The following is a 23,662-nucleotide window of genomic DNA, read 5'->3' on the forward strand; positions in this document are numbered from 1 at the left end:
CGGCAGAACTCCGTCTTTCGTATCAGCTAACTGACCGCACTCACCGCCCGCGGCAATTCGGCGGGCTGCTCAAGCAAGTCGTAGTGGCAGGCGACCATTCGGCCGCCGGACACCTTTCGCAGCACCGGCCGCTCCTTGCCGCAGCGCTCGCGTGCCATAGGGCAGCGCTCATGGAAGCTGCAGCCTTGGGGTGGATTGAGCGGGCTTGGCAATTCGCCCTGCAAGACCTGCTTGGCCCGGCTGCGCGCCAATCGTGGATCGGCGACCGGCGCCGCCGCCAGCAGGGCAAGAGTGTACGGATGCGCCGGCTGCCGCCAGATCTCCTCACCGCTGCCGCTTTCGACGATGCGGCCGAGATACATCACGATCAGACGGTCGGAGATATGCTCGACCACCGAGAGGTCGTGGGAAATGAAGAGAAAGGATACGCCGGTCTGCTGCTGCAGGTCCTGCAGCAGATTGATCACCTGCGCGCGGACGGAAACGTCCAGCGCCGATACCGGCTCGTCGCAGATGATGACTTTCGGCCGCAGCGCGAGCGCACGCGCAATGCCGACGCGCTGACGCTGGCCGCCGGAGAACTCGTGCGGATAACGGCGTTCGGCATCCGCCGGCAGGCCGACCTGCTTGATCAGCTCGGCAACACGATCGCGAATGTCGCGGCGCGACCAGCCGGCGACGCTGAGCGGCTGGCCGATGATGGTGCCGACGTCGTGGCGCGGATTGAGCGAGCCATAGGGATCCTGAAAGATCATCTGCATGTTCTTGCGTACGGACTTGAGCTGCCCGCTCGACATGCTCGTGATGTCCCGCCCGTCAAGCACGACGCGGCCGTCGGAGCTGGGCACCAGCCGCATGATCGCCTTGCCGAGGGTCGACTTGCCGCAGCCGGATTCGCCGACCAGGCCGACGGTTTCTCCGGCCTCGAGATCAAAGCTGACGTCGTCGACCGCGCGCACGGTGCCCTGCGCGGTCTGGTACTGAACGCAAAGGCTAAGTACGGACAACAGCGGCATGTCGCGACAGCTCCTCTTCGGCGGCGAAACACGCCGCAGTGCGTCCCGGCAATAACGGCATCAGGTCCGGTCTCTGCGCGCGGCAACGATCGAATGCGTCGGGGCAGCGGTTCTGGAAGGCGCAGCCGGCCGGCAGGTCCGACAGCGGTGGCACGCTGCCGCCGATCTCTGCCAGCCTGGTCCCGCGCCGCCGCGTCGCCGAAGGCGTGGCACCGAGCAGGCCGCGGGTGTAGCGATGCAGCGGCCGCTCGAACAGCGCCTCCACCGGCGCCTCCTCGACCTTGCGGCCGGCATACATCACCACGACGCGGTCGGCGGTCTCGGCCACGACGCCGAGGTCGTGCGTGATGATGATCAGCCCCATGCCCGAGCTCGCCTGCAATTCCTTCAACAAAGCGAGGATTTGCGCCTGGATCGTCACGTCGAGCGCCGTGGTCGGCTCATCCGCGATCAATAGCTTCGGCCCGCAGGCGATCGCCATCGCGATCATGACGCGCTGACTCATGCCGCCGGACATCTGGTGTGGAAAATCGTTCAGCCGCCGCTCGGCATCGGGGATGCGCACCTGCCGCAGCAGGTCGACGGCGCGCTCATGCGCCTCGGCCCGCGAGACGTCGTTGTGCCACTGGATCGCCTCGATCAACTGGTCGCCGACGGTGGTGACCGGATTGAGCGAGGTCATCGGATCCTGAAAGATCATCGAGATGTCCTTGCCGCGGACCCGCCGCATCTCGCGATCAGACAAGGACGTCAGCTCACGGCCCATGAAACGCACGCTGCCGCCGACGATCTTAGCCGGCGGATATGGCAAGAGCTGCATGACCGCGAGCGCCGTCAGCGATTTGCCGCAGCCGGACTCACCGACAATCGCTACCGTCTCGCCCGCCGCCACCGTCAACGACAGCCCGTCCACCGCCGGCAGCACGCCGCGTCGCGTGAACAGCGATACCTTCAGCCGATCGATCTCGAGAATCGGACCATCGCCAGCCGCCATGTCAGCGATCCCGGAGTTTCGGATTAAGCGCATCGTTGAGACCATCGCCGACCAGGTTGAGCGCCAGCACCGTGAGCATGATCGCCAATCCCGGCACCGCGCAGATGTACCAGGAGGTGCGGATCAGGGTCCGGCCATCGCCGATTAGCCGCCCCCAACTCGAGACGTTGGGATCGCCGAGCCCCAGGAAAGACACCGCGGACTCGAACAGCACCGCGCCGGCGATCACCAACGAGGACAGCACGATCACCGGCGGCAGCGCATTCGGCAGGATCTCGCCAAGCATGATGCGCAAGTTTCCCATGCCCATGGCACGGCAGGCCTGGACGAACTCGCGATCGCGCAACGCCATGAATTCCGCCCGCGTCATTCGCGCGATCGGCGTCCATGTGACAATACCGACCGCGATCGTGACATATTCGATCTTCTGGCCGAGGATCGAGACGATGGTCAGCACGAAAATCAGATTCGGAATGGTCTGGAACAGCTCGGTGAACCGCATCAGCATTTCATCGATCCAGCCGCCGAAATAGGCGGCGGTGGCACCGATCGTGATGCCGATCAGCGTCGCGGTGAGGCTGGCGCACAGCCCGATCAACAGCGTGGTGCGCGCGCCGTAGGCGATCATCGCCGCGATGTCCCGGCCAAGCGAGTCGGTGCCCAGCGGGTAGCGCGAATTGACAAAGGGCCAGATCTCGGGACGGCCGACGATGCGCAAGGGATTGCGCGGGAACAGCCAGGGCGCCGCCAGCGCGACGCCGATCACGACAATGACGAGCAGAAGGCCGACCAGCGCAGCGCGGTTGCGCGCGAACCGGCGGGCAAAATCGATCCCAAGCTTGAGCATCCGCCTACCTCGCCCGGATGCGCGGGTCGAGCCGCAGGTAAAGCAAATCAACGGTTGCGTTGGCGACCGCCACCAGCAGCGAGCCGAGCACGAGCACGCCAAGCACCATCGGAAAATTCCGGCTCATCACGCTGTCGAACAGCAGGCTGCCAATGCCGGGCCAACTGAACACAGCCTCGATGACGACGGAGCCGCCAAGGATGGTGCCAAGCTGCAGGCCGAGCAGCGTCACGATCGGGAGCAGCGCGTTGCGCATGACATGCGCGAGCACAACGCGCGCCGGTGAGAGCCCCTTGGCGCGCGCGGTGCGGACGAAATCGAGCCGGAACACTTCCAGCATCGAAGCGCGCATGACCCGCGCATAGGTCGCGGCATAAAACAGCCCGAGCGCGGTCGCCGGCAGCACCAGATGGTGCATGACATCGAGCGCATCGGCGAACGCGCCGTTGCCGGCTCCGATCGTCCGCATGCCGCCGACCGGAAACCAGCCGAGTTTGACGGCGAACAACACCGTCATCATGATGCCGAGCCAGAAGCTTGGCGCCGCGAAGAAGAACACGGCGGCAAGCGAGATCAGATTGTCCCAGATCGTATTCACTCTGACGGACGCCAGCACGCCTGCCGTGACTCCTACGAGCAGTGCCACCGAAGTCGCCGCCAGCATCAGGATCACGGTCGCCGGCAACTGGTCCATGATCACGTTGAGCACCGGCGCGTTCTGCCGGTAGGAGAAGCCGAGGTCGAGCCGCATCACCGACCAGATATACTTCGCGAGTTGCACCCAGGTCGGCTGGTCGACGCCGTAGGTGTGACGTAGCTGATCCAGCATCGCCGGGTCGGAGATCTGCTGCTCGGCAGTCATGACGTCGAACAGGCTGCCCGGCGCGAGATGGATCAGCACGAAGTTGAGCACGATCACCGCCAGAACCAGCGGGATCACCTGAGCCAATCGGCGAAGCACGATGCGGTTCAAGTCGGCGCTCCCTGTCTAGCGATCGAGCCAGAGTTCGGCCCAGCTTTCCCCCATGAAGTCGGCGGTAGCGGAATGATTGCGGACGTCGGATCGGACAATCGTCACCGGCTCCAGATCGACCATCGGAAGCAGTGGAGCCTCTATCGTAGCCAGACGATCGAAGTCCTTGGCCAGCGCGATGCGCTTCGGCTCATCGGTCTCGACCGTCATCTTGGCGACGATCTCGTCGAGCTTCGGATTGGAATAGCCGGTCGCGTTGCGGAACGCGGCGCCCTTCACGATGCCGTCGGTCGTGTAATATTGCGTCGTGCTCGGGATCAGCTCGATGCTCCCGGAATTATTGGAGATCGCGACGTCATAGTCGTAGTCGCTGTAGATCCGCTTGAGCGAGGTGGCGCGATCCGGCACCGCGAGATCCACGGTGATATCGAGGTCCTCGAACGCCTGCTTCACATATTGGCCGATCTTGACGTTCTCCTCGAACCAGCCGGCCGAAACCAGGTTGAGCTTGAAGCGCGAGCCGCCCTTCACCGGGAAGCCTGCGGCATCCAGCAGCTTTCCTGCTTTCTTGACGTCGAACGGATAGTCCTGGACGTCCTTGGTGAAGAAGATCGTATTGGAACTGTGAACCGCGCCGAGCGAGGGACGCGCACGGCCGAAGAACACGGTGTCCGCAATGAACTGCCGATCGATCGCCTGCATCAGGGCCTGCCGCACCTCGCGCTTCCTGAAGATGTCGCGGCGCTGGTTGAATTCGATGGTGGTGACCCAGGCCGAGTTCGCATAGCCCTTGGTCTCGGCGATGATCTTGCCACCGGAGGTCAGCCGCGCGATATCCGGCATCGGAATCGGATTGAACGTGCCGATGTCGAGCTGCCCCGCTTCGAAGGCAGCCGCCCGTGACGCCGGATCGCGCCACCAGCGGATGACCAGGCGGTCGAGATACGGCAATCCCGGATTCCAGTATTTCTCGTTGCGCAGATACTCGACATGGCTGCCGCGCACCCATTCCTTGACCTTGAACGGGCCGGTGCCGATCGGCGCGTTGTTGATCGGATTGGTGATGATGTTGCTGCCGGCATAGATGTGCTTCGGAATGACCAGGCCGGATTTGCCGGCCAGCACGGATTTGAGGAAGAACTCAGGGACCGGCGCCTTGAACTTCAGCACCACGGTGAGCGGGTCGGCAGCCTCCGCGCTTTCGAGCGCATCGAGCGAGACACCGGCCGAGATCGGTTTCCAGTACTGCATCGCGTTGAAAACGACGTCCTCGGCGGTGAACGGACTGCCATCGTGCCAGGTGACGCCTTCGCGCAGCCTGATCGTGTAGCTCTTGAAGTCGGCCGATGGCTTGATGTCGACGGCCAGCACCGGCTCGAACTTCAGATCGACCGTCAGGCGGATCAGACGCTCCAATACCTTGGTCGAGGTGAAGTACGGGCTCGAGCCGCCGCCCGGCGGCACGAACAGGGATTGCGGCTCAAAGCCGCCCCAGGTGCCGATCAGCGTACCGCCGCGCTTTGGCGTTTCCAGCCCAGCCAGCGCAGGTCCGGCCATGCTTGATGCGAGCGCGGCGCCCGCCGTGGTGATCAGAAAGTCACGTCTCGAAAGACTGCTCATCGTGTGGCCCCTCTGCCATTGCGTCAAATCGGCTCTCGTTGCGGCGAGTCGTCCATCCCGTTCTTGCTTGTTATTTCGTATCCAGCGTCGAATAGGTGCCCCTTCCGATCGCGAGCAACGAACCCTTCTCGTCGAACACATCGACATCCGCGACGCCGACGCTCTTGCCGGCGCGTCGCACGCGTGACACGGCGACCAGCGCCGTATCGACCGCAGGCTTGAGGTAGTCGACGCGGAAATTGACGGTCGGCAGTCCCCGTCCGACCATCATGCCAACGGCAAAATCGCCGACAGTGTCGATGACCGACGCAATGACGCCGCCGTGCCATTGCTTCGAGCCGGGACGGCGCTCGAATTCCGGACGCATCGCCGAGCGCATTGTGACCTCCTGCTTGACCGGATCGGCGTTAACGACGGTCAGGCCGAGGAACAGGTTGAACGGCGAGACATCCAGCATCTTCTGGATATCGGCCGCGGTCAGCGTGGTGACTTCTGTCTTGCTCACGGCGTCACCACGACTTTGCCGAACACCGCGCGATCCTCGATCACGCGTACCGCTTCCTTGGCCTCTTCGAGCGGATAGGACTTGTCGATCAGGACCTGCAGCTGGCCGGCCTGCACCAGATCGAACAGCTTTTCGATGTCCTCGCGCTCCCAGCCGTTGGAGCCGAGGACCTGAAGTTCGAAGGTCCAGATGAAGCGGATGTCCTCGGTCGGGGAAAATCCGGCGGTGGCGCCACAGGTCAGAAGACGGCCGCCCAGCTTCAGGCAGCGAAGCGATTTGACCCAAGTGTCGCCGCCGGTAAAGTTGACCACCACATCGACGCCGCCGCCTTCAACGAACCGGCGGCGATGCGGCTTGCCGTGACGCTCGAAGACCGCCTTCATGAAATCAGTCTGCGTGTAGAGGATGATTTCGTCGGCGCCGAGCTCCTTGAGCCGCCGCCCCTTCTCCTCGCTGCCGGCGCAGGCGATCACATAGGCGCCCGCCAGTTTGGCAAGCTGCACGCAGCAGACGCCGACGCCGCCGCTGGCGCCAAGGATCAGCACCTTTTCGCCCGGCTTGATCTTGCCGATCGTGTTCATCATGCGGATCGCAGTGCCATAAGCCACCGGCAGCGCCGCCGCCTGCTCGAAGCCGACATTGTCGGGAATCTTGACCAACTGGTGCGCCTTGGCCCGGCAATATTCCGCGAGGCCCCCGTCCTGGGTCTCGCCCATCAAGCCGCCCTCGACGCGGTTGACCGGATCGATCAGTACGCGATCGCCGACCTTCCAGCCGGTGACGCCAGCGCCGATTTCCGCGATCTCGCCAACCACGTCGAGACCGATAATGACCGGCAGCGGCACCTTGATGCCGGGCATGCCGCGGCGGGTGAACACATCGTGATAGTTGATCGAGGAGGCCTTGACGCGCACAACGACGTCACCCTCCGCCGCCTTCGGCGTTGGATAATCCGGCACGAATTGAAGCTTGTCGTTGTCGCCATGTTCGCGAAGGACGAGGGCACGCATTTTGTCATTCAGCTCCGTGTTAGGCCGCCGCGGCAAGCGACCACGTCGCCAGTCCGTCGATCGCCTGTTGGGTTATCGAGATCGCCTGTTCGGTGGTTTGCTCGCGCCAATTGGCTGATACCGGCACGAAGCAGTCGTGAAGATCGGCTCTCAAAAGCCGAACCCGCTCGCTGTCGCGCTCAGCCTTGAACTTGAGCCATAGGTCGAGTTGCAGCGCGCGCCGGACATGAACGCCCCGGGTGCCGAACTCGACGACAGCGCCGACCATCGGCCGGCGACCGAGGAATTTCGTCAGGCCGTGGAACACCAGCCCTTGGTAGTTCGGCCGCGCCATGTTGTGTGGCCGCTGGCCGACGATCCGTTCCTTGCCCCACCAGCGCACGGCCTCGGCATGCAGCGGCCCATTCTCCTCGTTGAAGCAGAGGAAGAAGGATTCGGCCCAGCCTCCGATACCGGTATGCCAGTCGATGAAGCCGACGCGCTCGGCCTTGCCGAGATGATCGATGACGATCCGCTCCAGCGTAACGTTCGACCATTCGCGCGCGGTGCCGCCAAAATTGTTGCCTTTGGGGAAGTCGTACTGCCCGCTCGCCAGCACATTGAACAATGCATCATCGCCATGCGCGGCACGAAAACGATCGAGCGCTGCGGCGTAGGCGTCAAGAGCTGCCGGCGTCCAATCGTCCGGCACCAGGTGCGGGTACAGCGTGGCATAGCCGGGATTAGTCGGATGCGGCGCCTCGTGATCGACGAAATTGCGGTTGAGATCGACGTTGTTCTCGGTCGTGCGGGTGCCCCACGCAAAACCATATGGATTGATCGCGTGCACGAGCAACACGGACACGTGCGGCGGCAGCCCCCGCGCCGAGGTGCTCTGCATCCACGCGACCTGCGCCGCCGAGCCGCTGAGACCTTCCAGACCGTGTGTGCCGCTGATCACGACCAACTGCGAGGGCGCTGCGGCATCACCCAGTCGCGCCACGTCAATCACCAGATCCTGGCCATCAGGCGCCTTTTCGGTCGGATGACGATATTCGGAAAGCGCGCCGCCCAGCGAGGCCACAGTGGCGCGGAACTTGGCGCGGGCGCCCGCATAATCCAAGGCAAAGCTCCGGGTGAAATCGATCGTCATGGCGCGGTGAACCCGAGCGCCACATTGGCGGCGTCCGCATGGCTGACGACGATGCCATCGGCATAAGGGCGGTAGCCGATCCGCGCTTTCTCAAACACCGCGCGCGGGACATCGAGCGACGGCACCCTGAACACGAGCGCGACCATGCGATCCGAGCCGTCTTCGCTGACGAGAGCTGAGCCCGCATAGCGCTCCGCAATTGCCGACGGCTTAAGCACGCGCACGGTGGCGAGGCCGGCGCGAAACGACACCCCTCCAGGGATTTCCGTGAGCAAAGGTAATCCGAACATTCGCTCGTATAGTGCAGCGGTACGCGACGGCGCTTTCGACGCGATGACGAATTCGACGATGCCGATGGCGCCGTTGGGATGCCCGCGCCATTCCGGCCGGTAGACCAGTTCCGGGGTATCGTGGTGACAGAAGAAGGTGCGGCCGTTCTGCACCTCCTCGCCGCTGATGCGAACCACCTTGAATCGCGCATCCTGCGTGCCGCCCGGAAGCGGCACGGGGCGCGAAAAGCTCATCGGCGCCTCTGCCGGAACACCGCGCTGTTTCAAGGCGGCAAAGACGAGATCGGGGTCGACCGACTTGAACACCAATCCGGTCAGCCCGGGTGGATGCGCCCACAAATCGGCGCGCTTGGTTTCGTTCCCCGGCAGATATCCAAGCAATTCCAGGTAATTTTCGCCAAAGATCGCGAGATTGTTGCTCGAGCCAAGCGAGTGGTGACCACGCTCCGTCAACTTGAAGCCGAGCCGGCCAAATTGCGCGGCGGCCTCGTCGAGCTTCCCCATCACATTGATGACGACGTGATCGAGAACGGGCTTCACTGCATCGATGGTCAAAGCCATGTCACTCACTTCTTACAAACCGATCCACGGCGCGCAGATTTCGAGGCAAGATCGGTGCCACTTCAGGAATGGACGCTCTGCGCCGCACGCGGATGCGGCGCTTGTTTCGTCATGGAGAAATCCACGGCAGCGTCGGCGTGCAACATCGTGGAGTCGAACACCGGCAGATCAACATGTTGCGGCCCGACCAACAGGCAGATTTCGGTACAACCGAGGATCACGCTATCGGCGCCATCCAACTTGCCGCGCGCGATCACGTCGAGGTAAAGCTGGCGCGAATGGTCGCTGACGACGCCTTGGCACAGTTCATCGAAGATGATGTCATGGACAGCGATGCGGTCGGCTTTATTGGGGACGATCGGATCAAGCGCAAACTGATCGCGCAGGCGCTGCACGTAAAAATCCTGTTCCATGGTGTAGCGGGTCGCCAGCAGCAGCGGACGCTTGCAGCCGCCTGCCCTGATCGCGTGCGCGGTGACATCGGCGATATGCAACAGCGGGATCGACACCGCCTGCTGCACCTCCTCGGCCAGCTTGTGCATGGTATTGGTGCAGATCAGGAGACAGCCGGCGCCGCCCTCTTCCAGCTCGCGGGCGATGTTTGCAAGAATTTTGCAGGCTTCGTCCCAGCGCCCCTGCTTCTGCAGGTTGACGATGGCATCGAAATCGACAGACCGCATCAGGATTTCGGCAGAGTGCAGTCCGCCCAACCGGGTTCGGACCTGTTCATTGAGCCGTCGGTAATAGACGGCGGTACTTTCCCAACTCATTCCGCCGATCAAGCCAATCGTTCGCATTTCCCGCTGCTCGCTCCACACGACATGTCTGCCTTGCGGAAAGACTAGCAACGCCAATACGCAATCCGGTTGCGTATTGCGCACTTATAGAACGCTCCATCTGAAAATAGACTTCATAGTTGCCGCGGATTCTGGAATAGGATTTCACAACTGCCGAAGTCGCCGGTTGGATATGCTGCGCGACTCATCGTTCGCTTGCCGGCCACATTGGCGCGGAGAGCATGGCGCTTTTTATTGCCGGCGGCCGATCGAAGCTCGCATCTCATCGAGGTCCGTCGATGAAAAGGGCGATTCGACTGGCAGTTGTCATGACGTCAAGCGCTTGAAATGAGGCTGACGCCTTGGCGCAGCGCTTTGAGTTTTTCTCCCTGGTAGGCGTTTCCTGATCCAGCGTTCCAGATCGTCCATGACTGTGAAAAAAGCGGGGACGTAAACCAGGCTGAGAAGTGTTGAGCTGACCAGCCCTCCGATTACGGCAATTGCCATGGGTGCACGCCTCTCAGCATCGGCTCCAACGCCTAGCGCAATCGGCAGCATCCCGGCACACATGGCGACCGTGGTCATCACGATCGGTCGAGCTCGCTTGCGAGCGGCATCCAAAAGTGCGTGCGCGCGGTGCAACCCGCTGTCCCGCCGGGCGACAATCGCATACTCGACCAGCAGGATTGAATTCTTCGCTGCGATGCCCATCAGCATCAGGATGCCGATCAGCACCGGCAGCGAGATCGACGTTCGTGTGATGAGCAGCAGCCCAAGTGCTCCACCCACGGACAGAGGCAGTGCGGTCAGGATGGTGACCGGTTGAACGAAGCCGTTGAACAGGACAGCAAGAACGACAAAAAGCAGAACGATTCCTGAACTCACCGCAAGCTTGAAGCCACCGAACAACTCCTGCATGCGTTCGGAGTCGCCTGCCGGCTTGTAGGTCACCGCCGCCGGCAGTTGCCTGATCGACGGCAGGGTTGATACCAGACGCTCGGCTTCGCCAACGGTGATCCCGCTCAACTCCGCTTCGACTGTCTCGCTTCGGGTGCGATCCGTCCGCTCGATCTGGATCGGGCCCGAACCGAAGACGATGTCGGCAACCGACGATAACGGCACCGGCTTCTCGAAGGCCGGAACCTGAAGGATCGACAGGCGGGAAAGATCAGTACGCGCATCCTCGTTTAACAACACACGGATGGGTATCTGTCTGGCGCCGAGACTGAACTTGGAAAGATTCTGTTCGATGTCACCTACGGTGGCGATGCTGACGGTTTTCGCGATCGCCGTCGTGGAAACCCCAAGGGCCGCCGCCCTATCCCTTTTGGGGACAATCTGCAGCTCGGGCCCTGCAAAGCCGCTGGTCACTCTCGCGCGATGAAATCCCGGGGTCGCACGCATGTCCTGAGCCAGTCGTCTTGTCGCTCCTGCGAGCGCTGCCGGATCGTCACTCAACAACGATACCTGGATCTTCGCACCGGAAGATCCATCCTCTCCAAGACGGATCCGAACGCCAGGAACCTTCGATAGCTCTGGCCCAATCGAGGCCTCGAACGCCTGCTGCGAAAGCGTTCTTTCATACCTCGGAATCAGGTTGACCGTAATCGTCGCCCTTCTCACCTCGCCGGCCGACGTCGACAAGTCGCCGGGGCCGGACAACGTCGACGTCTCCGTTCCGAGCGCTGAATACACCGACGCGACTTCTGGCTGCGCCCTTAGAATGGACACCACCTTTTGCGTCGCGAGGTCAGTTTCCCGCAATGTTGCGCCCGGCGCCAATTCAACGGTAAGAATCGAGCGGCCTCGGTCCGCCGCCGGCATGAAATCCGTGGGAAGAGAACGAACGAGCGAAAGCGAGACCACAAAGAACACCACGCCCGCTGAGATCGTGATCCACCGATAATGCAGGGTCCAATCCAATACCCGAGTGTATTGCCGCAGCCATGCGGGCTCGCGGTGCTCCTTGCCGGTTCTCCTCAGAAGAAACGCCGCCATCAAGGGCGTCAGGAGACGCGCGACGACCAAGGAGAAGAACACCGAGCTGCAGACGGCAATCGAGAATGCCTTGAAGAACTGGCCCGGTATGCCCGGCATCAATCCGACGGGCACAAAAACCACGATGATCGCAAGCGTCGTCGCAACGACAGCCAGGCCGATCTCGTCGGCCGCGTCGATTGCGGCCTCATAGACACTTTTCCCGGACTGCCGGATGTGTCGAACGATGTTCTCTATTTCTACAATCGCGTCGTCGACGAGGATCCCGACGACCAGGGCAATCGCCAGCAACGTGATGTTGTTCAGGGATTGATTCAGCGCATACATCACCGCAAATGTCGGGATCAGCGACAACGGGAGCGCAGCGCTGGAGATCAATGTCGCACGGATATCGCGCAGAAATACCCAGACGACCAGAACGGCCAGCAGCGCACCCAGTGAAAGCGCCTCGATAGCCGCATCATATCCTTCGGCGACCGCGTCGGTCGACGACGTTACTTCGAGAATGCGCACCCCAGAATGGGCGGCCGCAAATTCCGCCATTCGCTTCCGAACATCCCGGGTCACGGCAAACTCGCCAGTGCCGACTGCCCGGTAAACACTGAAGCCGACGACCTCTCGATCGTCGAGCCGAGCTCTCTGGCGTGGCTCGGCCCAGGCCCGCTCGACGACAGCCAGGTCGGACAGCTTGACGCTCCGTCCGTCGCCAAAGGCGATGCGCATGTCCTTCAGGCGGTCAACATCCGAGACACTCCCGACAGTACGGATCGTTTGCTCCGCTCCACCCAACGTCACGCGGCCGCCCGGTTGAGTGATGTTCTGGCCCTTGATCAGGTCGGAAACCTCGACGGCTGTCAGGCCGAGCGCCATCATCCGGTCAGGATCGAGTTTGATCGAAATCTCGGCCTCAACGCCACCGGATCTCGAGATCCTGGATACTCCCGGCACCGCAAGCACCGCCTTGGCGATGTCGTTGTCGATGAACCAGCTCAGATCGTCCGGGGCCATCGTCGGCGCGTCGACGACGAACGTGAGGATGGCCAGTCCGGTCGCCTCGACGCGCCGGATCATGGGATCGACAGCCCCCTGAGGCAGTTTTGAACGAATCGATACGATCGCATCGCGCACGTCGTTCGTTGCCCGGTCGATGTCTGTTCCGATTGCGAATTCGACCATGGTCAAAGAGAGCCCCTCGTTCACGATCGAACGCGTGCGATTGACGGCACCCAATCCGGCGACGCTGTCTTCAACGAAACGCGTAATCTGCGTTTCGATCTCCGTCGGCGCGGCTCCAGCCCAGGAGACACTGACGGTCACCGTAGGGATGTCCATGTCAGGCATGCTGTTGAGCCGAAGCTTCGAAAATCCGACCAAGCCCGACAGCGTCAGCAACAGGAACAGGATCGTGGTTGCCATCGGATTGCGGATCGCCCAACTGGAGATCTTGTTCATCGCACAGCACCGCCCTTCACGAACGCGGTTCTGACATTCACGACATCGCCGTCGTTCAGAAGGCCGGCACCCTGGGTCACAATGCGATCTCCCGCATCCAACCCCCGCAGCACTTCTACGTTGTCGGTTGCCCCTCCGCCGATCCTGACTTCGGTCAGCGACACCAGATTGCCGCGACCGACCTTGAAGACGTGCGCCTTGGCGTCGCGCCAGACCAGCGCCTTGAGCGGAACGGTCAGCGCAAGTTTGCTTTCGACCGCAATCTCCACACGCGCAAACATGCCAGGCATCAACTGCGTGTCGCTGGAGAGCGCAATGCGGACCGTACCCAAGCGGGTCTTGGGATCGACGATCGGCGATACGATTCGAACGATGCCCTGCTCGGACTTGCCGCCAGGACCCAAAATCGTTGCAGATTGCCCGGCGACGACCGCAAGCAGATCCGACTCGAGCACGCGAGCGTCGACCTCGATGCGGTTATCCTGAATGAGCCGGAACATTTCGGCTCCGGTCTGGATCACCTGACCTATCGCAACAGATCGAGATGCGATCGTGCCTGCGGCTGGAGCCACAATGACCGTTTGTTGGTGCCGCGCTTCGACTTCGTCCAGTTGCGCCTGCGCGGCCTCCAACCTGGCTTCCGTCGTCTTGACGAGCGTCTCGCGCTGCTCGATCGTCTGGGCGCTGATCACTCCAGACGAGACGGAATGCGCCCGTGCGGCGTCCGACCTGGCGATTGCAAGACTCGCCTGAAGTTCGTCAACCGCTGCCCTCTGCTTCGATATTCCCGCAATTGTAAGATCCTGGTTGAGGCGCGCCAGGATCTGACCTTTTTCAACCACGTCGCCCTCGTCGACCACGATCGCGGTCACGGCGAGACCGCCGGCTTCTGAGCTGACCGGTATTTCGCGCCAGGCGACAACGCTTCCCGTTGCGGTGATACCCCTCGTGACCGGCGACTTCTCTACCGACGCGGCGATGACTGTCATTGCCACCGAGGGACCTTCCGCGAGGGCGGCGGAATGGAGGAGCAGAAGAACCGCGATGGAAGCGGCCCACGCGCGCCTGCGTTCGGCAATAGCAATCATCCTACGTCTTCCTCTGTGCTCGTTTGACGAACGAATGCCTCGTTGTCGGCTTCACTGAACGGTTGCGGATACCCGATTAGAGCGGGAGCTTTGCTCGCGTAGAACAATTTGTGTCTGATTGTCTTGCCCGTCGCCCATTTGTGTCGAAATGTTGCTAGAATGGTCCGGCGCCGCAATTTGTCACGAATCATGGCTTCTTTCGCCTGCACTTCGCTGTAGAAGGTAACTTCCAAGCCATCGACGAACGAAGGTTCATGAGTGCACACACGCCGCAGATCCTGGTGGTCGACGACGACCCGGAGATCCGAAAACTGCTCGCTCGTTATGTCGAAGGACAGGCATTTCGCGTCCTGCTGGCCTCAAGCTGCGGCGAACTCCGCGAGCGCATCGCGAGCGATCAGATCGATCTGGTCGTCCTGGACGTCATGCTGCCGGATGGGTCTGGCCTCGACGCATGCCGAGATTTGAGAGCGAGACGGAACACGGTCCCGGTCATTCTTCTGACCGCTCTCAAGGAGGACGTTGATCGCATCGTCGGACTTGAGATGGGAGCCGATGACTATCTCAGCAAACCATTCAACCCACGCGAATTGGTGGCGCGGATTCGCGCTGTGTTGCGACGCCGCTCCGAGCCGAGATCTCAGGCTCAGGATTCAAGGATGTATCAGTTCGAGGGATTTACTGCAGATCCACAGATGCGAAGCGTGGCGGACGCCCAAGGCAACACCATCGAATTGACGGGCGCCGAATTCGATCTTCTGCAGGTATTCCTCGACCGGCCCGGACGCGTGCTTTCGCGAGACCAGCTTCTGGATCTCACGCGCGGTCGTGAGGGGGATGTATTCGATCGCTCGATCGACGTCCTTGTCAGCCGCTTGAGGCGCAAGCTGGATGCTTCAGGGGCTTCACGTCTATTCAAGACGGTTCGCAACGGCGGATATCAGTTCGTCGTGAAAGTCGAGCTCCAGGAACTTCGGTCGTGAATACGTTGCGGGCCAAACTCGCCATGCTCATCGCCGTGGTGATCGTTTCGGTGGTCAGTGTCTCGACCGGAGTGCTTGTCTACCTGTTCAAGCCGCCGGAGGAGCGGCAAGCGGTCGGTCCCATGGCCGAGCAAGTCCAGTTGCTGCAGCAGATAGCGCGCGTCGCGCCCGCCTTGGTTTCGATTCAGCAGCAGCCAGCCGGAGGCGAGGTCGAGGCTGACCTAACCTCTTGGCTGCGCGATACGCTGGCGGCTCGAGGAGCACCGCGCAACGTCGTGGTGTCTCGGAAGAACGACCTGCCTCTACTGTCTGTTCCCCTGGACCAGGGCTGGATTATCACGCAGATCCCCGACCTGCCCCCGGAAGGCGGAGTCTTCAACCTACTTCTGATGTGGCTCTCGTTCATTGCATTTGGCGCGATGGCGGTCGCCCTTTTTTTCGCCAACAGGATGGTCAAGCCTCTCGTCCTGCTCGAAAGAGCGATCGAGTCCGTGGGGCCCGACGCCCTGCTGCCCGAGCTTGCGATCACAGGGCCGGCCGAGGTGCGCGTCGCCGCCAAGGCGCTCAACTCCCTGTCCTCACGTCTCAAGGTGGCAATGGAGGGCCGGATGCGCCTCGTGGCTGCCGCCGGGCATGACCTGCGGACGCCAATCACGCGCATGCGTCTGAGGGCGGAGTTCGTTGAAAACGATGATGACCGTGCGATGTGGCTGAAAGACATCGACGAGCTCGATCGAATTGCAGATAGTGCGATCCTCCTCGTGCGGGAGGAATCCGGAAAGTCGGCGCCCGAGTCTCTGAGACTAGACATGCTCATTTCGGAACTTGTGGGCGAGTTGCGGACACTTTCATACGACGTCACGCTCACTCGCTCTACGGCCGCGGTCGTGCGGGCCAACCGAACCGGTCTCAATCGCGCGTTTCGAAATCTGCTCATCAACGCCGCTACCCACGGGAAGCAGGCACGCGTCGCCGTCGAGAGCGCCTCTTCAGAGGCGCTCGTCGTCATAGACGATGAAGGTCCGGGAATCCCAGCGGACATGATTGGACAGGTCTTCGAGCCGTTCTTCCGCGCCAACCGAGCGCGCACGAAGCATTTCGATGGTGCTGGACTGGGTCTAACGATCGCGAATGAAATTGTGCAACGAGCCGGAGGCACCATCACGATAGAAAATGGTCCCTTGCGAGGATTACTTCAGACTGTGAAGCTGCCGACTGAGCGAAAATAGCTATCGGGTCCCGCTGGAATTTCCGCCGGGGAACATCGTCGGCTGGTCCACGCCGGTAAGTTCGGCCTCGTCTGCAAGCCGCTCCGGCGCAACATCGCGGGGAATCATGGTTGCGCATCCTGCGCCGGACACCCCAAATATGAGCAGCGCGACAGTACGAAGCACCCTTGTCGGTGTGCATGTGGCTGTCATGCTCGTCGGCCGTATGTCCGACCTTTGCAGCCTGGCATTGCCCGTCAGTTCGAGGCTTCCCGTTCCCGGTCGGCGCAATCTGCCGGGCTGACCAGCGATGTACATCTAAAGTCTTCCGCCCGGATCCGGCTGCAAATTCTGCTTCTGCGCGCGTTTGGAACGTGCGCTGAGCCGAAGGAGCAGCGCGGCAGTCGTCTGACACCCGCACTGCCAATTCTTACTGCTTTCGAGTCTCCTTCGGCCCGTCATCGGTCCATTCGGGCGGCAGCCCGAGCTTACCGCCAACCAGACCAGCGATGCCCGGAGCGCGGCCATAGGTCTCACACGCTGCATACTTCGGAGCGAGACCCATGTTCGAACTGACTTTTTGCCAAGAAGGAATATCGATGCCGACACCTTCGAAAGGGCTCTCGCCCTTGTTCAGCAGCTTTGCGAAGTCTTCGCCGAAGGCCCCCGCCAGTTCGTAAGCGTCACTCGCTTTCGATGCCCTAGGCGTACTGAAAAACACGGTCGCGCCTCTACCCCAGATCATGGCCGCCTGCTGTCGACCCGAGCGATCGACCGCTTCGGCTTCAATAGAGAGATCCCCCAAGCCAATCGGAATGCGCGGTACCGGGATCGGAACACTCGTATCCACAAAACTTGTACCGAGCGACGTGGCTGCCGAAATGCCCGCGGCAACTTCGTCGGTCGCTGTCGCGCGGGTAACGCCGGCGCGCACGGTCAAGTCGGCTGGAGTGTCCGGCGTGACGACATTGAAGCGATCGCTGAGGCTAATACACAGGGCTCGATTCACCGCGTTCGCAACAAGCGCCCGCTGCTCGTTTGACAGCGTTGGCGCCACGCCCGGTGGGAAGGCTGTCGGTGCAATGTTGATAGTCTTCGCCGCCGCCACCTGCTCCTTTCTTACGTGAAGGCGCGACTTCGTGATCTTGCCGTCGGACGGTTTCAGTCCGTCGTAGGACGATAGACCGGCGCCTTGTACAAGTGGGGCAGTCGCGCAGCCCGGCAATAAGGCAAGAATAGCTAGCATGGCGAGAGACATCGAGTGATGCTGCCCAACCGTCGGTTGCCTCCAACCTGCCGCTATTCCTATCCATGATCGGTAGCTTGATAGGGGAACGAGTCCGATCTCGGATACCAGCCCCCGTTTGAAAGGCGACCTTGAAGGTGTCGGGACAAAAAGGACTTGAACAAGCGCTATTGCTAGGCCTCCGCCCGCAAAAGGTGCCAATCGTATTGCAGCAACAAACATCAAGGCAGTCATCGCACTCGACAACTGCTGATAGGTGCTGGAAGAACACGATCTCCCCAGAAGGCGGATCAAGCGCGACGCGCGATATTTGACCCGCCATGGTCGGTAGAAAGGAAACGCCTTGTAGGACTTGAGAGTGGCCGCGGAGCGCATTCAGACCCCCTGATAGTTAAACCCTGCGGCCTTGATAGACGGGTCACATGGCTCGGAATCTGGCCGGGCATGACCGAATGTTGCTGCTCGATCGCCATTTATGTCGAAAGATGTCCAGGCGAGTTGGGGACAGCCTTCGTTACAAATATTTCCCTTCAACCTGCTCGAACGTGACTAAACCGGCTCCTATGCACATACCGCAAATTCTCGTTGTCGATGACGATCTTGAGATCCGAAAGCTTCTGGCTCGCTACATCAAGGAGCAGGGATTTCGTGTGCAGCTTGCCTCCAGGTGTGCGGAAGTACGCGAACGGATCGCCACCAACCAGATCGATCTCATTGTCCTCGATGTCATGTTGCCCGATGGTTCCGGGCTCGATCTTTGCCGCGATCTACGGTCGAAGCGATCGAATGTCCCGATCATTCTGCTCACTGCGCTGAAGGAAGACGTGGACCGGATCATCGGTCTCGAGATCGGGGCCGACGACTACCTGGGAAAGCCATTCAATCCGCGCGAGCTCGTCGCTCGCATCCGCGCAGTGCTCCGTCGCGGTCAAGATGACCGTTCCGCACAGAGCGGGAAAGGACGCTATCTTTTCGAAGGATTCGCAGCAGATCCGTTTGCCCGTTCGGTGGTCGATCCGCAGGGCGGCAATATCGAATTAACAGGCGCCGAGTTTGATCTGCTCTTGACCTTTCTCGATCGTCCGGGCCGCGTGCTCTCACGAGATCAACTGCTCGATCTGACACGCGGGCGCGATGGAGACGTGCTGGACCGCTCGATCGATGTGCTTGTCAGCCGCCTGCGACGCAAACTTTCGGACAGCGGCGCAGCTCACATATTCAAGACTGTCCGCAATGGCGGCTACCAGTTCGCAACGAAGGTCACTCATTTGGATGAACAGAGATAAACACTCTTCGCGCTGATAATGCCCCGGTCGCGGCAGCGGCAAGCCCTGGCGGAGCTCGATGACCACCATCTCAAGGACATCGGCAAGACGCGGCAAGAGGCCAACGCCGAAGCAGCCAAGCCGTTCTGGAAATGACGCCGTTCATCGCGCACTTGCTGCCGGCGGCGGCGCTGGGCTTGTGCGTCGCTATCCCGTTCGGCCCGGTTGGCTTGATGTGCGTGCAGCGGACGCTGGCATTCGGAGTCTGGTTTGGAATCGCGAGCGGCATGGGTGCGGTGACAGCGCACGGCATGTTCAGTTGCCTGGCCGCCGTGAGCGCGACCGTGCTGACGCAGATGACGCTCGCCCTGCACACGCCGCTACGCATCACTGGAGGGATCGTCCTGGTCTTGATGGGCCTCAGAACCATTCTCGTGTCCACGCGTGCGGCGCACGGCGCGGCATGCGGAGATTTGCTTTCGGCCTATACATCGACCCTGTTGATCGCCGCCGCCAACCCGATGACGATACTGCCATACCTGGGCGTCACGTCCGCGCTGGAAACCAACAAACCGCTGATCATGGATCGCACGCTGGCGACCCCCATCGGGGTGATGCTCGGCAGTGCATCCTGGTATCTCTTCCTGGCCCCTATTTCGGACTGAGGAGGCGGCGCCTTGATCGTCCGCCAAAGGCCGCCATTCGTCCGTGAATTCCTTGCCACTATTCCGCCGCACAACCCATCGCAGGCGCTGCCGCGCTGAATTCCGACTACAGCGCGGCTTCTAATTTGAAGCCAAGTCGCTCATGGGCTACTGCCATTCTAACTGTAGAATATGCCGCCATCCACATTGAGGGCCTGGCCGGTCACGAACGCGGAATCGTCCGACGCAAAGAATGCCACGGGACCGACGACATCCTCGGGCTGCCCCAGCCGGTGCAGGTCCGTGACCTTCTCGAAATAGGCGACCCGCTCCGGATCACGGAGATTGTTGAGGCCCATATCCGTTACGATGATGCCCGGACAGACGGCATTGACCGTGATGCCGTGACCTCCGAACTCCATGGACGAAACGCGCGTGAAGCCGACCACCGCCGACTTCGATGCCGCGTAGTGGGACTGTCCCGGACCGCCGGTTCGGGCCGCGAGCGAAGCGATGTTCACGATCCGTCCGTACTTGCGCTCCTTCATATGCGCCACGACGGCCTGGGTCATCTGGAAGACGCCGCGCGTGTTGACGGCAAAGGTCTGATCCCACGTGTCGGGCGTCAGTTCGTCGATCGTCGCCAGCCTCAGTATCCCCGCATTGTTGACGAGAACGTCGACATGCCCGAGGCCACTCACCGCTTCGGCCACGGCCCGCCTGCAGTCTTCGATGTCGCTGACGTCGCCCAGCACCGGGATGCAGCGGCCGCCAAGCTCCCTGATCTCTGCGACGGTCTGAAGGAGGACCTTCTCCTGGGCTGCGATGTCGGTCAGCGCGAGATCGTAGCCGCGCATGGCGAGACCAATGGCAATTGCGCGGCCAATTCCGCGGCTTGCTCCCGTCACGATCGCATGTCGGGCCATGCTGTTTTCTCCCCTGTTGTCCGGATGAATTCTTGCGATGATGTGAAAAGATTAGGAGCGACTAAGCTTGCGGACCGGGAGCGTATTCATGGCCCTGACCGTATCCTCGAACGATACGAGATTGGCGCCCGAACCCAGCCCCGTCGCGACGATCGCGGCGGTCGCGGTCGCAAGCTTCGCACAGTCGAGCAGATCCCAGTCGCGGACGAGACCCGCGATGAAGCCGCCCGTGTAGGAATCGCCGCATCCCGACGTATCGCGGACCGTGATCTCGAAAGCAGGCACCGTGAACTGGCGTCCATCGCGGGTCATCACGAACGATCCGTCGGCGCCAAGAGAGATAGCGCAGGCCCCCGCTCCCTTGTCGATGAAGAACCGCGCACAAGAAGCGGGATCGTCGGTTCCGACCATGGCATTGGTCTCGTCAATGCTCGGCATGAAGAAATCGACATAGGGCAGCAGCGGCTCGACCAGCGCGAGCGTTTCACGCCGCGCCTGAATGAGATCCAGCGTCGTCGTGCAACCGGCCGCCCTCGCGTCTTGCAGCAGGGCAACGGAAGGCGCTCCGTCCATTGCGAGCAGGGAGCCAACCCCGCCGAGATGCAGAATTTTGCTGCGGCAGGCGGCCACTTGCGCTTCGGGTGCGATACGCCAGCGGGCGGAAGCGCCCCTTGCGTGCATGACCGGACGCGAGCCGTCGGGCCGGATCGGCAGGATCGTGGCCGAGGTCGGACTGTCGGCCATCCGCTCCATGAGAGAGATGTCGATGCCTTCGCGCTCCAGCGCGTTCAGCATCCAGTCGGCCTTCTCGTCGGAGCCGACGGCGCCCACCGCAAGCGCCTTCAAACCGAGACGGGCGCAGGGGACGACAGTCCCGCCCGCGGTGCCTGCGACCGCGAGCCGAATTTCCTCGATCAACAACCGGCCGCCACCGGGCGGAATTTCGGTAACCGGGACTCCCAGAATATCCAGAATATAAGTACCGCAGACGCTGACGTCGTGAGTGTAACCCATGAGTTCTCGCAAGACAGTGGTTTGACCGTGATCTAGCTGGACCGCTGGGGACCCTTGGACGCGCCGTCGCTATCGCGCAGGCCGTACTGCCCCCATCGCTTCAGGATGCTGTCGATCTCCTCGTCCGGCAGGAGCGGAGGAGAGCCAAGTTGAAGACAACCGTGATACTGCTTGGCTAGCACCTCGACCTCCACCGCGAGCCACATGGCCTTGCGCAGGTTCGGACCTATGGCGATCAGCCCGTGATGCGCGAGCAGGCAGGCGCGGCGATAGCGAAGCGCGTTCAAGGCCGCCTGCGAGAGCTCCGCCGTGCCGTATTGAGCGTAGGGCGCGCAGGGGATGTCGTTGCCGCCGGCAGCGGCGATCATGTAGTGGATCGCGGGGATCGAGCGATTCATGATCGCGATGATCGTGCAGAAGATCGGATGCGCATGAACGACGGCGCCAACCTCCTGCTTCGATTTCAGGATGTCGAGGTGAAAACGCCATTCCGTCGACGGAACGTTGCCGGCCGACGCGATCCATGAACCGTCCCACTTCATGGCCACGATGTCCTCGGGCTTCATGCGGTCGTATGGAAGACCGGACGGCGTGAGCAGGATGCCGTCATCGGTTCGAACACTGATGTTTCCAGAGGTTCCCTGGTTGATACCTTGCGCCGCCATCTCACGACACGCGTCGATGATGGATTGACGAAGTTCGAGCTCTGCATCGCGGCTGGTCATGTGCTGCTCCGAGACCTCAAGTTCATGGCATTGCTCCGAGCTGAACCTGCCGGTCGACCAGCAGCCACGTGGTTCGTGCGATGGCCAGCACGTCCTGTTCCGAACTCAGCAAGGCGCTCTCGGCGAAGAGCTTGCGGCCTTCCCGGCCGGTCGGCCAAGCCACCACCACACAACGATCCCCTGGGCGCGGCCGGCGATCGATCCGCGCGGCCATGCGTCCGAGCAGGGCCGTTTCGTCACCGTTCAATCCCAGGTGACGGGCGCCCACACTGCAATAACCCGTCGGGCAGTCGAGAGCGGCCCAGACGAATTCGGGCGCGACGTAACCGTCCTCGCCGCAAAGACTGCCATGAGGCACCCAGGACGCCGCGAACACGACGGGCTTCCCCGGGATCGGCGCCGTCTGCAGCGGACCTGCGAAGATCCTGAGACCGTCGCCATGGGCACGCGCAGGGCCGCAGACAAAGCATGTCGGGAGGTTGTGGGTCTGCTCATCGTAGGGCGTTCTGCCGATCGCCTCCTCGGCCGCCTCGTAGCTCACCTTGGGAACGTCGGGAGCATCGATGCTCGCAACCCGCGCCGTCGCAAGCAGCCTGTCGTTCTCGCGCAGCTCGATCTCGCCGTCAGCTCCCGCAAGGATGTCGAGCGGTCGCTCCAGCGGCGGCGGGGCGCGCAACGTTACTTCTGCGTCTCCGGCGACATGCCTTGCGAGGCATCCGCAAACATAGCCTCCGTTGCCGGAGTTGGGCGGACCCCGGAAGCGTCTATCGATGACAAGCGAAACCATTGGATTCCTGGTCCGAAGCGTTCAGCGTCCCATCGCAAAGAATTCGTCGTTCGGACGCATGCTGGTGACGTTGGCGAGGCGGTTCGACATGCCGAAGAATGCAGCGATCGCCGCAATATCCCAAACGTCCTCCTCCGTGAATCCATGAGCCTTGAGGTCCTGGATGTCGGAGTCGTCCACTTCATAGGCGCGCGCCGAGACCTTCATCGCGAAATCGAGCATCGCCCTTTGCCGGGCGGTGATATCGGCCTTGCGATAATTGACGGCGACCTGATCCGCGATCAGCGGATTCTTCGCCCGCACGCGCAGGATGGCGCCGTGCGCGACGACGCAATACTGGCATTGATTGGCACTGCTGGTCGCCACCACGATCATCTCGCGCTCGGCCTTGGTTATGGGACCGGGCTTGTCCATGAGGGCGTCGTGATAGGCGAAGAACGCCCGAAACTCGTCCGGACGATGCGCGAGAGTCAGGAAGACGTTGGGCACGAAGCCGGACTTCTCCTGAACCGCCTCTATCCGCGCGCGGATATCCGCGGGGAGCGTTGCGATGTCGGGGACGGGAAAGCGGCTGATAGCGGGCGAAGACATGTTCTGAGGCT

The 23,662-nt window shown here is 61.8% G+C and carries 23 protein-coding genes; 5 read left to right on the forward strand and 18 right to left on the reverse strand.

Features of this window, described 5'->3' with window-relative positions:
* Nucleotides 1-26: 26 nt before the first annotated feature.
* The 12 genes from ACVJGD_RS20330 to ACVJGD_RS20385 all read right to left on the reverse strand — a co-directional run bounded on the left by ACVJGD_RS20330 (nt 27) and on the right by ACVJGD_RS20385 (nt 14,262).
* On the reverse strand, nt 27-1,016 hold the full coding sequence (locus ACVJGD_RS20330) for an ABC transporter ATP-binding protein (protein WP_456636018.1): 990 nt from the start codon (nt 1,014-1,016) through the stop codon (nt 27-29).
* Complete coding sequence (locus ACVJGD_RS20335; RefSeq protein WP_456636019.1) at nt 994-2,010, reverse strand: ABC transporter ATP-binding protein; 1,017 nt, start codon at nt 2,008-2,010, stop codon at nt 994-996. Before ACVJGD_RS20335 ends, ACVJGD_RS20330 begins: the two co-directional genes overlap by 23 nt.
* Before the next feature lies 1 nt (nt 2,011).
* The gene (locus ACVJGD_RS20340) at nt 2,012-2,857 is read right to left on the reverse strand and encodes an ABC transporter permease (protein ID WP_456636020.1); all 846 of its coding nucleotides are present in this window, start codon (nt 2,855-2,857) and stop codon (nt 2,012-2,014) included.
* A gap of 4 nt (nt 2,858-2,861) precedes the next feature.
* Nucleotides 2,862-3,830 carry an ABC transporter permease gene (locus ACVJGD_RS20345; protein WP_225117592.1) on the reverse strand — a complete coding sequence of 323 codons (969 nt, stop codon included), beginning with the start codon at nt 3,828-3,830 and terminating at the stop codon, nt 2,862-2,864.
* 15 nt (nt 3,831-3,845) lie between these two features.
* The gene (locus ACVJGD_RS20350) at nt 3,846-5,450 is read right to left on the reverse strand and encodes an ABC transporter substrate-binding protein (protein WP_456636021.1); all 1,605 of its coding nucleotides are present in this window, start codon (nt 5,448-5,450) and stop codon (nt 3,846-3,848) included.
* 70 nt (nt 5,451-5,520) lie between these two features.
* On the reverse strand, nt 5,521-5,955 hold the full coding sequence (locus tag ACVJGD_RS20355) for a PaaI family thioesterase (RefSeq protein ID WP_456636022.1): 435 nt from the start codon (nt 5,953-5,955) through the stop codon (nt 5,521-5,523).
* Nucleotides 5,952-6,965, reverse strand: coding sequence for a quinone oxidoreductase family protein (locus ACVJGD_RS20360; protein ID WP_456636023.1), 1,014 nt, complete (start codon nt 6,963-6,965; stop codon nt 5,952-5,954). The genes ACVJGD_RS20355 and ACVJGD_RS20360 overlap by 4 nt, the downstream gene beginning before the upstream one ends.
* Nucleotides 6,966-6,984: 19 nt before the next feature.
* Complete coding sequence (locus ACVJGD_RS20365; RefSeq protein ID WP_456636024.1) at nt 6,985-8,097, reverse strand: M14 family metallopeptidase; 1,113 nt, start codon at nt 8,095-8,097, stop codon at nt 6,985-6,987.
* On the reverse strand, nt 8,094-8,948 hold the full coding sequence (locus tag ACVJGD_RS20370; RefSeq protein WP_456636025.1) for a VOC family protein: 855 nt from the start codon (nt 8,946-8,948) through the stop codon (nt 8,094-8,096). Before ACVJGD_RS20370 ends, ACVJGD_RS20365 begins: the two co-directional genes overlap by 4 nt.
* Nucleotides 8,949-9,010: 62 nt before the next feature.
* Nucleotides 9,011-9,745: an aspartate/glutamate racemase family protein gene (locus ACVJGD_RS20375; RefSeq protein ID WP_456640310.1), complete on the reverse strand. Its 735-nt coding sequence runs from the start codon at nt 9,743-9,745 to the stop codon at nt 9,011-9,013.
* A 306-nt stretch (nt 9,746-10,051) separates the two neighbouring features.
* Nucleotides 10,052-13,174 (reverse strand): efflux RND transporter permease subunit, encoded by a 3,123-nt coding sequence (locus ACVJGD_RS20380; protein WP_456636026.1) that lies wholly within the window; start codon nt 13,172-13,174, stop codon nt 10,052-10,054.
* Nucleotides 13,171-14,262, reverse strand: a complete 1,092-nt coding sequence (locus tag ACVJGD_RS20385; RefSeq protein ID WP_456636027.1) for an efflux RND transporter periplasmic adaptor subunit — start codon at nt 14,260-14,262, stop codon at nt 13,171-13,173. The genes ACVJGD_RS20380 and ACVJGD_RS20385 overlap by 4 nt, the downstream gene beginning before the upstream one ends.
* A 254-nt stretch (nt 14,263-14,516) precedes the next feature.
* On the opposite strand from ACVJGD_RS20385, the gene ACVJGD_RS20390 reads away from it, so the two are divergent.
* Together ACVJGD_RS20390 and ACVJGD_RS20395 are read left to right on the forward strand one after the other, a co-directional pair.
* Entirely contained in the window at nt 14,517-15,245 is a 729-nt protein-coding gene (locus ACVJGD_RS20390) for a response regulator (RefSeq protein WP_456636028.1), read from the forward strand.
* On the forward strand, nt 15,242-16,474 hold the full coding sequence (locus tag ACVJGD_RS20395) for a sensor histidine kinase (RefSeq protein ID WP_456636029.1): 1,233 nt from the start codon (nt 15,242-15,244) through the stop codon (nt 16,472-16,474). The genes ACVJGD_RS20390 and ACVJGD_RS20395 overlap by 4 nt, the downstream gene beginning before the upstream one ends.
* Before the next feature lie 409 nt (nt 16,475-16,883).
* Here ACVJGD_RS20395 and ACVJGD_RS20400 read toward each other — a convergent pair whose 3' ends face one another.
* Nucleotides 16,884-17,711, reverse strand: a complete 828-nt coding sequence (locus ACVJGD_RS20400) for a DUF3313 domain-containing protein (protein ID WP_456636030.1) — start codon at nt 17,709-17,711, stop codon at nt 16,884-16,886.
* A 551-nt stretch (nt 17,712-18,262) separates the two neighbouring features.
* Here ACVJGD_RS20400 and ACVJGD_RS20405 point away from each other — a divergent pair.
* The 3 genes from ACVJGD_RS20405 to ACVJGD_RS20415 are packed head-to-tail and all read left to right on the forward strand — an operon-like array spanning nt 18,263 to nt 19,629.
* Complete coding sequence (locus ACVJGD_RS20405; protein WP_456640311.1) at nt 18,263-18,985, forward strand: response regulator transcription factor; 723 nt, start codon at nt 18,263-18,265, stop codon at nt 18,983-18,985.
* Nucleotides 18,986-19,003: 18 nt separating this feature from the next.
* Nucleotides 19,004-19,120, forward strand: coding sequence for a DUF1127 domain-containing protein (locus tag ACVJGD_RS20410; protein ID WP_456636031.1), 117 nt, complete (start codon nt 19,004-19,006; stop codon nt 19,118-19,120).
* Complete coding sequence (locus ACVJGD_RS20415) at nt 19,117-19,629, forward strand: LysE family translocator (protein WP_456636032.1); 513 nt, start codon at nt 19,117-19,119, stop codon at nt 19,627-19,629. The genes ACVJGD_RS20410 and ACVJGD_RS20415 overlap by 4 nt, the downstream gene beginning before the upstream one ends.
* Nucleotides 19,630-19,787: 158 nt before the next feature.
* Here ACVJGD_RS20415 and ACVJGD_RS20420 read toward each other — a convergent pair whose 3' ends face one another.
* The 5 genes from ACVJGD_RS20420 to ACVJGD_RS20440 all read right to left on the reverse strand — a co-directional run bounded on the left by ACVJGD_RS20420 (nt 19,788) and on the right by ACVJGD_RS20440 (nt 23,651).
* On the reverse strand, nt 19,788-20,534 hold the full coding sequence (locus ACVJGD_RS20420; protein ID WP_456636033.1) for an SDR family NAD(P)-dependent oxidoreductase: 747 nt from the start codon (nt 20,532-20,534) through the stop codon (nt 19,788-19,790).
* A 51-nt stretch (nt 20,535-20,585) separates the two neighbouring features.
* The gene (locus ACVJGD_RS20425) at nt 20,586-21,548 is read right to left on the reverse strand and encodes a carbohydrate kinase family protein (protein ID WP_456636034.1); all 963 of its coding nucleotides are present in this window, start codon (nt 21,546-21,548) and stop codon (nt 20,586-20,588) included.
* 32 nt (nt 21,549-21,580) lie between these two features.
* A complete protein-coding gene (locus tag ACVJGD_RS20430; RefSeq protein WP_456636035.1) occupies nt 21,581-22,273 on the reverse strand; it encodes an L-fuculose-phosphate aldolase in 693 nt (230 codons plus the stop codon).
* A gap of 22 nt (nt 22,274-22,295) precedes the next feature.
* Nucleotides 22,296-22,949 (reverse strand): hypothetical protein, encoded by a 654-nt coding sequence (locus ACVJGD_RS20435; RefSeq protein ID WP_456636036.1) that lies wholly within the window; start codon nt 22,947-22,949, stop codon nt 22,296-22,298.
* A gap of 132 nt (nt 22,950-23,081) precedes the next feature.
* On the reverse strand, nt 23,082-23,651 hold the full coding sequence (locus ACVJGD_RS20440; protein WP_456636037.1) for a peroxidase-related enzyme: 570 nt from the start codon (nt 23,649-23,651) through the stop codon (nt 23,082-23,084).
* Nucleotides 23,652-23,662 lie beyond the last annotated feature (11 nt).

Source organism: Bradyrhizobium sp. USDA 10063, from assembly GCF_054063735.1.